Source organism: Microbulbifer sp. MLAF003 (genome assembly GCF_030012965.1).
Lineage (GTDB): Bacteria > Pseudomonadota > Gammaproteobacteria > Pseudomonadales > Cellvibrionaceae > Microbulbifer > Microbulbifer variabilis.
Map to the genome: position 1 here is coordinate 22,504 of NZ_CP120232.1, position 13,157 is coordinate 35,660.

Below are 13,157 nucleotides of genomic sequence, written 5' to 3' on the forward strand. Positions count from 1 at the left end.
GATTAGCCCGTTGGATGTCGGGTTAAATGCCGCTATGCGGTGAGCCTTTCAAGGATCCTGAGTGGGCGATGCACTATCTCGTTCTTGCGCTGCTTTTACTATTGGTGGTGGCACTTAGCCTTATTGTCGCTCGTATCCTTCCGCTACCCATCCCCCTCCCATTAATACAAATTGTTGGCGGCGTTATCCTAGGTGGGGTTTTCGGTATCGAGATACCGCTCGACCCGGAAATTTTCTTTCTTCTTTTTATTCCTCCCCTGCTATTTCTTGCCGGTTGGCGTATTCCCAAGGGTGCTTTTTTCCGGGATTTGGGGTTGATTGTAACCCTGGCTGTTGGTCTGGTGGTTTTTACCGTAGTGGGCATGGGCTTTTTTATCTATTGGCTGGTGCCGGTCATCCCTGTTGCCGTAGCTTTTGCTGTAGCGGCGATACTCGCGCCCACAGACCCGGTTGCAGTTTCAGTTGTGCATGGTGGTAATGCCATGCCAGCGCGGCTGGAACATATTCTTGCTGGGGAGTCCTTGTTCAACGATGCGTCGGGACTGGATATTTTCCGGTTCGCAGTGGCAGCCGCGATGACCGGCAGCTTTTCCTTTTCGCAAGCGGTGGGTGGTTTTGTCTGGGTTGCAGTGGGTGGCATAGCAATTGGAGCCGGAGTTGCCTTTATTTGCGGATATTTGTTGCGCTGGCTGGTGCGAATAGGTGGTGAGGACTCTGCAATACAGATACTGGTGAGCTTATTAGTGCCATTTGCCGCTTATATGGCAGGTCAAAGCCTACAGGTATCCGGGATTCTGGCAGCGGCAACGGCAGGTATTGCTACTCATTACACTAATCTACACGGCTCGGAAATGTCCACGACACGTATGGATCGCCGCGCTGTGTGGAAGACTGTGCAAACGGTATTGGATGGGATTATTTTCGTTTTACTCGGTGAGCAATTGGTTCGACTGGCAGAGGCTGATCTCGCCGGTGCAAGGCATACCAGCCTCGGCATGGTGGCTCTATATATCCTGGCAATATCTTTGGTACTGCTTTTACTGCGTTTTATCTGGGTGTGGGTATCCCTCTATTTTTCCCGTTTTCGTCGGAGCATACGCTCACTTTCAGCACACTTGATATTGGTCAGTGTATTGACTGTGTCAGGGGTACGGGGAGCGATAACCCTTGCAGGAGCTTTTTCCCTTCCTCTTCTGTTACCTGACGGCTCACCCTTGCCGGGGCGGGAACTGGCGCTGGCTATTGCCATGGGGGTAATCCTTTTTTCACTGTTGTTGGCCAGTTTTGCACTTCCCTTGTTGCTGAAGCATTTGCCGGATACACCGCAACTGGCAGCGATTGGCGATGAGCGAGGTGCAAGGATGTCAGCGGCTAAGGCGGCAGAGGAACGCTTGATAATATTACGCAGTACTATCAATGCGCATTGGGAGCACAAAGATGTTGCCTATGAGGCGATTGATCACCTGTTGGAAGTCTATCGTCGCCGTATCAGTACTGGCGAGGATGAAAATGAGGAACAGGTATGGGTGCGCGCGCGAGTCGAGCGTAATTTCCGCCTGGCGGCTCTTGCCGCTGAGCGCAAGCAACTTTTTACCCTGAGAGTGCGCAGGGAAATCGATGATGAACTCCATCGCAAGTTGGTAATGGAAGTAGACTTGGTAGAGGCGAGCCTGATGTCAAAAGGCTAGAAAGTCTCCAGGTCCGCGCCATACCCGTTCAACTCCTCGGCAACCCTAAGGCTTCTCTGTCTCTGGTTGCGCTTCTTCCCAGTAGTGATCCAAGTGGAGGTCTTTGTCGCGTCTGTCCTGCTGTAGTGCCTGTAACAGCTGTTCTCGATAGATTCGGGCTTGGGCTATGTGCTGGGTTTCATCGCGCCAGTAGGGAAATAGAGCCTCCAGCATACGCTCGTCGTGTTGTTTGAACTTACGTGCTGCTCTACGCGCCTGCATCGGACTAAGGCCGAGTAATATTAAGGCCTTCTCACCAATTGCCAGTGCCGAATCCACGGTCTCACGAAAGATATATTTTACTCCGGCCTCCATCAGTGCATATTGGTGCATGCGGTTGCGCGCCCTTGCGAGAATAATCAAATGCGGGAAATGCTTTTGCAGCTGGGCGATAATTTCGAGAGATGCGGCCTGGTCGCTCAGTGTCAGGATAACAAGACGTGCATTTTTGGCACCGGCAGCACGTAGCAAGTCCTCTCGCGAAGCGTCCCCGTAGTAGGCTTCTATGCCATAGCGACGCACGAGATCCAATTGTTCTGCATTGCGCTCTAACAGAGTAGTGCCGAAGCCGCAGGCGTTGAGCAGGCGCCCAGTGATCTGCCCAAAGCGACCATAGCCGATAATAATTACCGGCGAGCCATGGTCTACTGGTGGGGGGTATCTACCTCCACAGGACTTTCAGGCCCAACCAGAAAGCGTGGCTGGATAAATTGTTCGAATATCAATAGCAATACCGGGGTGAGTGCCATAGTCAAGGCAATCAAAGCAACCAGCAGGCTGCTGGCACCGGCATCCAGGACCTGGATCTGGGTGGAGAAGGAGACGAGCACAAAGCCGAATTCCCCCGCCTGGGCGAGGGATAGGGCGAATAACCAGTCCTCCCCTTTCGAAAGGCGCATCATGCGTGCAAGGCCAAAAAGAACGGCAAACTTAACCAGGACCAGAGTGATGACAAGGCCGAACAACAGCAATGGGTTCTCGGCAATCTGGGCGAAGTTCAGACTCGCGCCAACGGCAATAAAGAACAGCCCCAGAAGTAGCCCTTTGAACGGCTGAATATCCGCTTCCAGTTCATGGCGGAATTCACTTTCCGCCAGCAGCACTCCGGCCAGGAAGGTACCCAGTGCCGGTGATAGATCCAGCCAGGTCATTACCGCTGCAGCGGCGAAGACTATTAACAGGGCGGTAACGGTAAACATCTCGCGCACCTGGCTGCCCGCGACCAGGCGCAGCAATGGGCCGAGTAGGTAGCGGCCGCTAATCGCAAAAGCGGCAATGGTGCCGATCACCGCGGCAGCATATTGCCAGCCACTCAGGCCACTGGCGTGGGCTTCGGCGGGAGTGCCGGCAAGTAGTGGTAAAAGTGCAAGGATGGGAATAACGGCAATATCCTGGAACAGCAATACTGCGAAGGCACTGCGCCCACCCTGGGTTTTCAGCAGCCCTTTTTCGCTGAGGGATTGCAAAACAATAGCAGTTGAAGAAAGTGCCAATATCAGTCCGATAGCAACCGCTGAGCGCCAGTCTAAGCCAAATAAAAGCAGGGCTACCCCGGCAACAGCGGCAGCGGTCAATAGGAGCTGGGCGCTGCCTGTACCGAGAATGGCTCCCCGCATTTGCCACAGCTTTTTTGGCTGTAACTCTAAACCGATCAGGAACAGCATCAGGGCCACCCCAAACTCGGCCACATGCATCTCGTCGCTGGCATCGCCCACCAGGCCCAGGGCACTGGGCCCTATCGCGACTCCAGCGAGCAGATAACCGAGTACTGAGCCGAGGCCGAGACGGGTTGCGATGGGTACGGCGATCACCGCCGCAGCCATAAAAATGACGGCTTCTACGAGGAAGTTAGAGTGTTCCATTGATGAATTATCGCTATTTGGCGGTGTGTTGCTGGTTGGAGCCCACTGTACTTTCGGGCTCGGCAAACTCTCGGCTGCGGCGAATTAACGGGGCTATGGTAGAGCCCTGCACCACGATAGAAAAGAGCACCACGCCGTAGGTCATTACCACCCAAAGGTAACGCAGGTCCTGCCCTTGTACAAAAGCGCTGCCAGCTGGGATGGACATAGCCAACGCTAGAGCCAATCCCCTTTGAGGCCACCCCAAATCAGTATCCGGTTGGTATAGGGGTGATAGCGACGGCGCCTCTTCAGGTACAGGAAGGGCACTCCCACCGCCATAACCCGGGCCAGCAGCACTATCACAATTGCCATTACCATTAGCAGGTAGTCTGCGGGTCGTAGGTCGATGGTGATCAGGAACAGGCCCACCAGCAGGAAGAGCAAGCCGTTGAGAAAATCCTCTGTAATATTCCAAAAATTATCCAGCTCATGCTGGCTCACACGGGAAAAGCCCCGTTCACGGGTGAAGTTACCGATAATAATGCCGCTTACTACCATCGCCAGGGCTCCGGAAACACCGAGGATATTCGCCAGCGAGAAGCCTGCAGTGGGGATCACCAGGGTTAGCAATAATTCCAGACTGTGGTCGTCGGTGCAGCAGATCAACCAGTGAAAAAGCCCGCCGATAATCAGGCCAAGCAAAATACCGCCGATCGCCTCCACGATGAATAGCTCGGCGACTGCGGGAACAGTCGGTTGGCCGCCCTCAAAGGCCAGGGCATAGATCACAGCGAAAATCACTATGCCAAAGCCATCATTAAACAGGGACTCCCCCTCTACCTGGATAGATACCTGCTCGGGTGCTTTCAGGTTTTTCATTATCGCCAGCACCGCGATGGGGTCTGTAGGAGATATTAGTGCGCCAAATAGCAGGCAGTAAACAAAGGCGACTGGCATATTAATCAACATCAGGAACCAGTACAGCAGTGCCCCTACCACAAATGTAGAAATCAGGGTGCCGACGATCGCCAGCAGGCCAATTTCGATTTTCTGGTTACGCAGTGCCAGCAGGTCGATATGTAAACTGCCGGCGAAAAGCAGGAATCCCAGCATGCCCTTCAGCAGAATATCTTCCAGGTTGAGCAACGGCAGTAGTTGATCTGCCCAGGTGCGCAGTTCGACCACACCCAATTTGCCCAGACCAGTCACTATAAGAGACAGTGCCAGCGCACCCGCGGTGATTGCGATAGTGGTTTGCGCGCGCAAAACGTACTGATTGAGGAAGCCGAGAAAAACCGACACAGCGGCAAGAAAACAAAAGGTGTAATAGACTTCCATGCCGTGCGTGGACTCCAGGGGTGAAATTTCCGGGATTACTCCCAACCCTCAAAAAGGAGCAGTGATACCTGCTCTCTCAGCGGGCAAATTTATCAATTGTGAGCGTGCCGTTATTGTAGCCGTGCGAGCGCCGCTCGATTTTCCCGTGAGGAGGGCTCCGGTTCCGGGGTTACGCAGGGGCGCGCCATGTGGATACTGCCGGCCAGCGCCTTCATTAGGGGCGCGCAATTGTAACGGCTCCCCAGTGAGGCACAACTGCATTTTTCAATTTTGCGCCCAGGTGAGGAGTAGAAGCTGTCCAGGCTGCCACTTATGGATTTTCGTCAATATTTTGGCATCCATTTCCTTGTTAAATCTGATTATTACTAATATTCGATGCGCGGCATCCGTCTCCCATAACAGTTCCCAACTACACTGGAGGCATTCCATTGTCTGTAATTCCCCTGAAATGAGAGAGGAAGTTATGGCGAACCATCCTGCATTGTGCGACACCTCCAAATTGGTAGGACGAATATTGATGTCTCTGATATTCATTTTTGCCGGCTGGAACAAAATCGGCGGCTATAAAATGACAGAGGCATTTATGGTATCCATGGGACTCCCGGCCTTTTTACTGCCTCTGGTGATTGTGGTTGAGTTGCTCGGGGGGCTGGCAGTATTATTTGGCCTCTTTACCCGCTTTGCGGCGATAATTCTGTTTCTTTTCTGTCTTGCCAGCGCATGGATGGTGCACTTCTCTCCCGGAGATTCAGGTGAGATGACCAGCTTTATGAAAAACATCACCATTGCCGGCGGCTTTTTGATTCTTGCCTGCGCTGGTGCAGGGCGCTTCAGTCTGGACCACTGGTTCCGTAAAAAATAGTTACTGCGCTGATTTCAACAGGGACTAGGAGGTAACTCACGAGAGCGCCGGGAGGTAGTGATGGGCCTTTTGGTCGATGGACAGTGGCGCAACCACTGGTATGACACTGCTAAAAGCCAGGGTGAGTTTGTGCGTGAGGCAGCACAGCTCCGCAATTGGGTGACCAGTGATGGAGCCCCGGGGCCGAGTGGAGAGGGAGGCTTTATCGCTGAGGCAGGTCGCTATCACTTGTATGTTTCACTCGCCTGCCCCTGGGCCCACCGTACGCTCATTTTCCGCACATTAAAAAATCTGCGCGACTACATAGATATTTCTATTGTCAGCCCCTTTATGCGTGAGCATGGTTGGTCCTTCAACACCGAGGAAGGCAGCAGTGGTGATCACCTCTTTCAATATGATTACCTTTACCAGCTATATCAGCGCAATCGCAGTGATTACAGCGGACGTGTCACTGTACCAGTGCTGTGGGACAGACAGCACCAGTGTATTGTTAGCAATGAATCATCTGAAATCATCCGAATGCTCAACAGTGCCTTTGATCGCCTCACCGGTAGCGAGGATGATTTTTACCCCGATGACCTGCAGGGCGATATAGATGCGACAAATGATGTGGTTTATGAAACCGTAAATAACGGGGTTTATCGTGCCGGCTTTGCCACTACCCAAGAGGCCTATGAGCGAGCTTATGAGTCGCTTTTCAGTACTCTCGAACAGCTGGAGCAGCGCCTGCAGAATAACCGCTATCTGACTGGAGATCAGATAACAGAGGCCGACTGGCGACTGTTTACAACATTAATCAGATTTGATGCTGTTTATCATGGCCATTTTAAATGTAACAAGCAGCGCCTGGCTGACTTTAAGAATCTGTGGGGATTTACCCGGGAGCTGTTTCAATGGCCGGGAGTAGCGGAAACAGTGGATTTCTTCCATATCAAGCATCATTACTACGGTAGCCACCTGCATATCAACCCCACTGGAATTGTGCCAAAGGGACCACAGCTGGATTACGCTGCACCGCATAGGCGCGGCTAGGTAACGTTTTAAAAATGCACGCCTATACTGCTGGTTGCTGCGCAACTGTTACCTGAGGACCGCAATGAAACTCTTTTACACTCCCGGCGCCTGCTCGCTATCCCCACATATTGTCGCGCTTGAAGCGGGTATTGATCTGGACTTGTGCAAGGTTGATCTGAAGACACATACCATGGAAAACGGCGATGACTTCAGGAAGATAAATCCGAAGGGTTACATCCCTGCCCTGCAGTTGGAAGGTGGGGAAATACTGACAGAGGGGTCGACGATAGTACAGTTTCTCGCGGAACAAAAGCCAGATGCACACCTGGCTCCGCCAGTTGGTAGCCTCGCCCATTACCGCTTGTTGGAGTGGCTTAATTTCCTCAGTGCAGAGGTACATAAATTATTTAAACCGCTGTTCTGGGATGGCGCCAAGGATGAGCAGGAGCAAGCGCGGGAAAGCTTGTTACGACGCTTCGACTATATAGAAAAGCGCCTGGACAAAGACTTCCTGATGGGCGATGAATTTTCTGTGGCGGATGCCTACTTATATGTGCTGTCCCGCTGGATGGAAGCCCAGCAGTTTGATATGGCGCGCTGGCCCAAGCTGCAGGCGTTCCAGAAGCGAATGTCGGAACGGCCATCGGTACAGCAGGCCCTACAAGAGGAAGAATTGTAGGAACAGTTGCCAATCCTCATGGATTAGCGTGGGGTGAATCGTTTGGTAGCCGGTATATCTGATTCGATGGGCTTGCGCGCCTGAGCGATTACCATGGCGGAAAAAAATGCTGCCACCGCACAGCCAAACATAGATGCGGCGATAGGCACCAGGGTGCCGGTGTGTATGCTGCTGACTAATCCGCCCAGGACCCCCCGGTAATAAATATGGTGGCCCCATAGAGGGCGTTGGCACTGCCACTGATTTTGGGGAAGAACTCTAGATAGCAGGCTGCAGCGTTGGGGCCTGTCATGCCGATACAGCTCATCACCAGTACCAGTGGCACCATCCACAAGGTAATTTCCCGAATTCCAGTCATAGTGCCCAGCAACAGCAGACCACAACCCAGTATCTGTAGAGAGATGCCTGCCAGCAATATATTGCGCGGCTGAAACAGATTTAACAGCCGTATATTGACCTGCACCATGCAGATCAGGCCCAGAATGCAGCTGCCAAAAAACAGGGGAAACTGGCTGGCACTGACCTCAAAATAATCCATAAATACGAAGGGCGCTGTGGTGATATAGATAAACATCGAGCCGCTCACACAGGCCTGGGCGCCCAGGAAACCGAGGGCCCGGCGATTGCGCAATACCTGCCCATAACTTGAGATCAAGGACCCCAGAGGCATTAGCTGGCGACGCGCGCGGGTAAAGCGCGGCACCGTCTCCGGCAATAACAGGCGCACCAGAACCAGCATTGCCAATGCGTACAAGAGTAAAAAAACAAAAATGCTTTGCCAGCCACCAATGGCCAGAAGGAGTGCCCCAATGACTGGTGCGATCAGGGGAGCGATCAACATTATGGTGCTGATCATGGAGATAATCTTGGCTGCTTCGCGCCCACTGTGCAGGTCGCGCACAATTGCTGCGCAGATTACAGTAGCAAAACCGCCACCGATGGCCTGAAGGAAGCGCAGGATAATCAACTGGTCGACATGGTCTGTGAGCAGCACTAACAGAGAACTGACAATATAAATGCTTAGACCAATAGTCCCCACTAAGCGGCGGCCCCAGCGATCTGATAGTGGGCCACCGAACAATTGCCCCAGGGCGAAACCCAACAAAAAGCTGGAAACTGAATACTGTACTCGCTCCACCTCAGTATCCAGCGCTGCAGCCATGGCGGGAATAGCTGGCAGATAGCTGTCAATCGAAAAGGGCGTCAAGGATACGAGAGCCGCCAGCCATACCACCAGCCAACGCGGTGTGGTTTTTTCATCAGGTTTTGGCTTCGAACTCATAGTTGACTCTGATACAGCTCAGTGGAAAACCGTAAAACGCATTGCTCGATCTGTTATGGCAGACCACAGTCGAGACTACAGCAAGCTCAATATCAAACCTGTGAGTTTAAGACGGTTCTTTCGGTAGAGAGCTTTTTCGTATCGCGAAAGGCGCTGAGAAGGCGGTCTATTCGGGTATGTCGGCTGGATTTCAAACATAAAATTGGTGTTTATCCAGCCGAGGGTACGTATTTGGTGGCCTTTGGCCAAGGCTCCAATGTGACCCAATGGTAACGGGACAGTGACCTTTTCACCAGCTTATCAATAACTCAGTATCTTTTAACTTAACAGTTTTCATTAGTAGGCAACTGAAAAACGCTGCTGGATATGTTGAGGCTGCTCCAGCTCATTGATCATTGCTATGGCGTAATCCTCTAGGGAGATGCGGCTACGGCCATCCCTATCCACCATCAGCTGGTCGCCTCCGAGACGAAAATGACCAGTGCGCTCGCCGGGCTCGATCAAGGCGGCGGGGCTCAGGAAAGTCCACTGTAGCGTATTTTCCTGCTTTAGTCGCTTGAGGGCATCAAGGGCACCGAGAGCTGAGGCTTTCCATTCCGGTGGAAATTGGGGAGTTTCCAATAAGTGCACTCCTGGAGCAACTTCAAGACTGCCGGCGCCACCAACAACTAGAAGGCGATCTATCCCCGCCTCTTTGCAGGCGTTGAGAATTGATTCGAAGCCTCGCAGGTAATAGCCGTGAATATCCTGTTGGGCGTGGCCGCTAAAAGCACTGATCACCGCATCGTGGCCTCTCAATAAGTCGGCAAGCTGCGTAGTGTTTAATACGTCGGTCTGGGTTGCGGTTAACCTCTCCTGGGTTTGTAGCTTCTCGGGGTGGGTAACCAGAGCTGTGACCCGGTGCCCTCTTGCCAAGGCCTCGACCAACAGTGCAGAACCGATAAAACCACTGGCACCGATCAATGCAATATTCATGCGTTCAATCTCGGGGTGTCTTTGTTGGGGATGCCAAGCAGTTTAGTTTTGTATTGCAGTATTTATGGGATAGTTAATAGTGCTGGAGCAATAAATTTCTGTTGGCCGATGGCAGTGCATTGGCTGCTATGGGAAGCCGTCAATGCGGTGCCTGCGGTTAATCTTTTCGTTATGCGGACGCTCATGCTCTCAGTGCTTGTCTTCACGAAGGGTGTAAAGGCCCTGTTTGAGCTTTAACAGGTGCTCTTGCAACTGTGGTCCTTTACGCTGGGCTACGCCAATTGCTAGCACATCAATTACCACCAGGTGGGCGATTCGAGAAGACAGTGGCGTGTAGATCTCGATATCCTCTTCTACATCCACCTCCAGTGGAATACTCGCCTGCTGGGCTACCGGGGAGCCACTTGGGGCCAGGCCCACGACCAGAGCGCCCTGCTCTTTTGCCATGCTCATGGAGCGTAACAGTGCTTTGGTCCGCCCACTCTGGGAAATAGCCACCACAACATCCCCTGGTTGCATCGACATAGCCGACATATTTTGGATGTGATGGTCGGAGTGTGCGGCAGTAGCCAGTTGCAGGCGAAAGAATTTGTGCTGAGCATCGGCAGCGACAGCACCGGAGGCACCAAAGCCGAAGAATTCTACCCGCTTGGAGGCGGCCATGGCGGTCACAGCGGCTTCCAGTGCGCGGTCGTCAATCCTGTCGCGTACCTTCAACAATGTATCCACAGTGGAATCGAATACTTTGCGCTTGTATTCAGCAATGGTGTCGGTCTCGGTTACTGCAATCTGGCCAAAACTGGGGCTGGAGGCCAGCTGCTGGGCCAGGTTCAGCTTGAACTCCTGGAACCCCGAGCAGCCTACTGCGCGACAGAAACGCACTACCGTGGGCTCACTTACCTGGGCCTCGGTGGCCAGGTCAACAATACGCATATGAATAATTTCATCCGGGTTGGCGAGGATATACTCCGCCACCTTGCGCTCAGATTTGCGCATGGATGACAGTTGTTCGCTGATTTTTTGCGTGACTTCCGCTGGTTTCACAAGACTACCTTCGCTATGCCAGATGGCGCAGTGTAGCGGCTGTGCCCCCCGCTGGCGAGCGGCTTTGCGTTGTCAGGATGGGTAAAATGCTGTTTATTTACACAGGTCTCGCACAGCAGCTCTGGTACAATCATCGCCCATGGACGTATCTCAGATTTTAGACCCCCTCAACGACGCCCAGCGCGAAGCAGTAGCAGCCGCGCCCGGCAATCAATTGGTTCTGGCCGGTGCCGGTTCGGGTAAGACCCGGGTGCTGGTGCACCGCATCGCCTGGCTGATGCAGGTGGAAGGTGCCTCGCCCTATTCCATTATGGCGGTGACCTTTACCAACAAGGCGGCCCGCGAGATGCGCGCTCGTATCGAAGAGCTGCTGGGGGTGAATACCTTCGGCATGTGGGTGGGCACCTTCCACGGCCTGGCCCATCGCCTGCTCAAAGCCCACTGGCAAGAGGCCAGGTTGCCGCAGAACTTCCAGATCCTGGATTCCGACGACCAGCTGCGCCTGATCAAGCGGGTACAGGCGGATCTGGGGCTGGACGATAAAAAGTGGCCGCCGCGGGAAACCCAGTGGTGGATCGGTGCGCAGAAAGATGAAGGCCTGCGCCCGCAATATATCAATGCTGGCGCCGACCCATGGTTGCAGACCATGGTGCGGATCTACTTTGCCTATGAAGAGGCCTGCCAGCGTGGTGGGCTGGTGGATTTCGGTGAGCTGTTACTTCGCGCCCATGAACTCTGGTTGAATAACGACGCTATTCTCGCCCATTACCGCCAGCGCTTTCCCTTTATCCTGGTGGATGAGTTCCAGGATACCAACACGATTCAATACGCCTGGTTGCGTCTGCTTGCTGGTGAGCAGTGCCATATCACAGCTGTGGGTGACGATGACCAGTCCATTTACGGCTGGCGCGGTGCCAAGATCGAGAATATTCAGCACTTTTCCACAGACCTGAAAGAAGTCCAGACGGTGCGCCTGGAGCAAAACTACCGCTCCACCTCCACCATTTTGAATGCGGCCAACGCGGTGATCGCCAATAACAGTGGCCGTCTGGGTAAGGAGTTGTGGACCAGGGGTGAAGAGGGTGAGCCCATCGCCGTCTACGCAGCCTACAACGAACAGGATGAGTCGCGCTTTATTGTCGAACGCATCAATGACTGGGTGCGCGATGGCAACCGCCGCGACAGCATTGCCATCCTCTACCGCTCCAACGCGCAATCCCGGGTACTTGAAGAGGGGCTTCTGCGCGAGCAGGTGCCCTACCGCATCTATGGCGGCCAGCGCTTCTACGAGCGCCTGGAGATCAAGAATGCCCTGTCTTATCTGCGCCTGATTACCAACCGCGATGATGACACTGCGTTTGAGCGGGTGGTGAATACGCCGACCCGTGGCATCGGTGCGCGCACGGTGGAAATGGTGCGCTCCTATGCCCGCGAACAGGGCTGTTCCCTGTGGCAGGCGGCCAAGCTGATGTTGCAGCAGCGGGTATTGGCCGCTCGCGCCGGCAATGCCCTGCAGAGCTTTCTGGACCTGATTAACCAGCTGGCAGCGAATGCAGAAGATAAAGAGTTGGATGCTATTGCTGAGGATGTGATCGAGACTAGCGGCTTGTTGGAATTCCACGGCAAGGAAAAAGGTGAGAAGGGCCAGACGCGGGTGGAGAACTTGCAGGAACTGGTGACTGCCTGTCGCGCTTTCTCTGGTGTGGACCTGCCCGAAGGGGAGGAAGATGAGGAGGAAATTCCTCTGCTCAACCAGTTCCTCGACAGCGCTGCCCTCGATGCCGGTGAGGGCCAGGCAGATGAATTTGAGGAGGCGGTTCAGTTAATGACCCTGCACTCCGCCAAAGGCCTGGAGTTTCCCCTGGTATTTATGGCGGGTGTGGAGGAAAACCTGTTTCCCCACAAGATGTCCGCGCAGGAGCCGGGTCGTATGGAGGAGGAGCGCCGACTCTGCTACGTGGGAATTACCCGCGCTATGCGCAAACTGTATATCACCTACGCAGAAAACCGCCGCCTGTTTGGCAGTGAGACCTATAACAGCCCCTCACGGTTTATTGGTGAAATTCCAGCTAATTTGGTGCACGAGGTGCGCCTCAAGACTGAGATTTCCCGGCCACTATACCAGGCGGATTATGGCAAAGTTGGTCAGTTTTCCGACCCGGCCCCAGACTTTGATGATTTGCCACCGCTCGCCCTGGGAGGGCGAGTGGAGCATGCCAGATTTGGTGAGGGCACCGTAGTGCAGTTTGAGGGTAATGGCCCGCGCGCACGGGTACAGGTGAACTTCGATGATGCCGGCAGTAAATGGCTGGTGGTGGCTATGGCTAAATTGCAGCCGCTGTAGACCAAGGGTCTGGAAAACTGAATCTATTTTGAAGAAGCAAATCTCACG

12 protein-coding genes are annotated in these 13,157 nt (G+C 53.7%); 5 read left to right on the plus strand and 7 right to left on the minus strand.

The window, feature by feature from the left end; all coding sequences use genetic code 11:
- Window positions 1-68 precede the first annotated feature (68 nt).
- On the plus strand, window positions 69-1,688 hold the full coding sequence (locus P3339_RS00095) for a Na+/H+ antiporter (protein ID WP_026305151.1): 1,620 nt from the start codon (window positions 69-71) through the stop codon (window positions 1,686-1,688).
- 45 nt (window positions 1,689-1,733) lie between these two features.
- On the opposite strand, the gene P3339_RS00100 is transcribed toward P3339_RS00095, so the two are convergent.
- Genes P3339_RS00100 through P3339_RS00115 form a run of 4 tightly spaced genes read right to left on the minus strand, consistent with a single transcriptional unit; the run spans window position 1,734 to window position 4,909 of the window.
- On the minus strand, window positions 1,734-2,354 hold the full coding sequence (locus P3339_RS00100) for an NAD-binding protein (protein WP_353056949.1): 621 nt from the start codon (window positions 2,352-2,354) through the stop codon (window positions 1,734-1,736).
- A 17-nt stretch (window positions 2,355-2,371) separates the two neighbouring features.
- A complete protein-coding gene (locus P3339_RS00105) occupies window positions 2,372-3,589 on the minus strand; it encodes a monovalent cation:proton antiporter-2 (CPA2) family protein (protein ID WP_282952065.1) in 1,218 nt (405 codons plus the stop codon).
- Window positions 3,590-3,602: 13 nt separating this feature from the next.
- A complete protein-coding gene (locus P3339_RS00110) occupies window positions 3,603-3,797 on the minus strand; it encodes a hypothetical protein (protein ID WP_282952066.1) in 195 nt (64 codons plus the stop codon).
- Between the two features lie 8 nt (window positions 3,798-3,805).
- Window positions 3,806-4,909, minus strand: coding sequence for a cation:proton antiporter (locus P3339_RS00115; RefSeq protein WP_282952067.1), 1,104 nt, complete (start codon window positions 4,907-4,909; stop codon window positions 3,806-3,808).
- A 463-nt stretch (window positions 4,910-5,372) separates the two neighbouring features.
- Between P3339_RS00115 and P3339_RS00120 the strand changes: the two genes are divergently transcribed.
- The 3 genes from P3339_RS00120 to gstA all read left to right on the plus strand — a co-directional run bounded on the left by P3339_RS00120 (window position 5,373) and on the right by gstA (window position 7,464).
- Window positions 5,373-5,771 carry a DoxX family protein gene (locus P3339_RS00120; RefSeq protein ID WP_282952068.1) on the plus strand — a complete coding sequence of 133 codons (399 nt, stop codon included), beginning with the start codon at window positions 5,373-5,375 and terminating at the stop codon, window positions 5,769-5,771.
- A 60-nt stretch (window positions 5,772-5,831) separates the two neighbouring features.
- Complete coding sequence (locus tag P3339_RS00125; protein WP_282952069.1) at window positions 5,832-6,803, plus strand: glutathione S-transferase family protein; 972 nt, start codon at window positions 5,832-5,834, stop codon at window positions 6,801-6,803.
- Between the two features lie 64 nt (window positions 6,804-6,867).
- The gene (gstA, locus tag P3339_RS00130) at window positions 6,868-7,464 is read left to right on the plus strand and encodes a glutathione transferase GstA (RefSeq protein WP_020413927.1); all 597 of its coding nucleotides are present in this window, start codon (window positions 6,868-6,870) and stop codon (window positions 7,462-7,464) included.
- 175 nt (window positions 7,465-7,639) lie between these two features.
- On the opposite strand, the gene P3339_RS00135 is transcribed toward gstA, so the two are convergent.
- From P3339_RS00135 to hexR, 3 genes are all read right to left on the minus strand, one after another.
- Complete coding sequence (locus tag P3339_RS00135; RefSeq protein WP_282952070.1) at window positions 7,640-8,746, minus strand: multidrug effflux MFS transporter; 1,107 nt, start codon at window positions 8,744-8,746, stop codon at window positions 7,640-7,642.
- Between the two features lie 336 nt (window positions 8,747-9,082).
- Window positions 9,083-9,721, minus strand: a complete 639-nt coding sequence (locus P3339_RS00140; protein ID WP_282952071.1) for an NAD(P)-dependent oxidoreductase — start codon at window positions 9,719-9,721, stop codon at window positions 9,083-9,085.
- Between the two features lie 189 nt (window positions 9,722-9,910).
- On the minus strand, window positions 9,911-10,765 hold the full coding sequence (gene hexR, locus P3339_RS00145) for a transcriptional regulator HexR (RefSeq protein WP_020413930.1): 855 nt from the start codon (window positions 10,763-10,765) through the stop codon (window positions 9,911-9,913).
- Between the two features lie 139 nt (window positions 10,766-10,904).
- On the opposite strand from hexR, the gene uvrD reads away from it, so the two are divergent.
- Complete coding sequence (gene uvrD, locus P3339_RS00150; protein WP_020413932.1) at window positions 10,905-13,109, plus strand: DNA helicase II; 2,205 nt, start codon at window positions 10,905-10,907, stop codon at window positions 13,107-13,109.
- Window positions 13,110-13,157 lie beyond the last annotated feature (48 nt).

Bases quoted from the DNA above. Each gene is read 5' to 3' on its own strand.
- P3339_RS00095 (WP_026305151.1), top strand. From the start codon at position 69: ATGCACTATCTCGTTCTTGCGCTGCTTTTACTATTGGTGGTGGCACTT.
- P3339_RS00105 (WP_282952065.1), bottom strand. From the start codon at position 3,589: ATGGAACACTCTAACTTCCTCGTAGAAGCCGTCATTTTTATGGCTGCG.
- P3339_RS00110 (WP_282952066.1), bottom strand. From the start codon at position 3,797: ATGTCCATCCCAGCTGGCAGCGCTTTTGTACAAGGGCAGGACCTGCGT.
- P3339_RS00115 (WP_282952067.1), bottom strand. From the start codon at position 4,909: ATGGAAGTCTATTACACCTTTTGTTTTCTTGCCGCTGTGTCGGTTTTT.
- P3339_RS00120 (WP_282952068.1), top strand. From the start codon at position 5,373: ATGGCGAACCATCCTGCATTGTGCGACACCTCCAAATTGGTAGGACGA.
- P3339_RS00125 (WP_282952069.1), top strand. From the start codon at position 5,832: ATGGGCCTTTTGGTCGATGGACAGTGGCGCAACCACTGGTATGACACT.
- gstA (WP_020413927.1), top strand. From the start codon at position 6,868: ATGAAACTCTTTTACACTCCCGGCGCCTGCTCGCTATCCCCACATATT.
- P3339_RS00135 (WP_282952070.1), bottom strand. From the start codon at position 8,746: ATGAGTTCGAAGCCAAAACCTGATGAAAAAACCACACCGCGTTGGCTG.
- P3339_RS00140 (WP_282952071.1), bottom strand. From the start codon at position 9,721: ATGAATATTGCATTGATCGGTGCCAGTGGTTTTATCGGTTCTGCACTG.
- uvrD (WP_020413932.1), top strand. From the start codon at position 10,905: ATGGACGTATCTCAGATTTTAGACCCCCTCAACGACGCCCAGCGCGAA.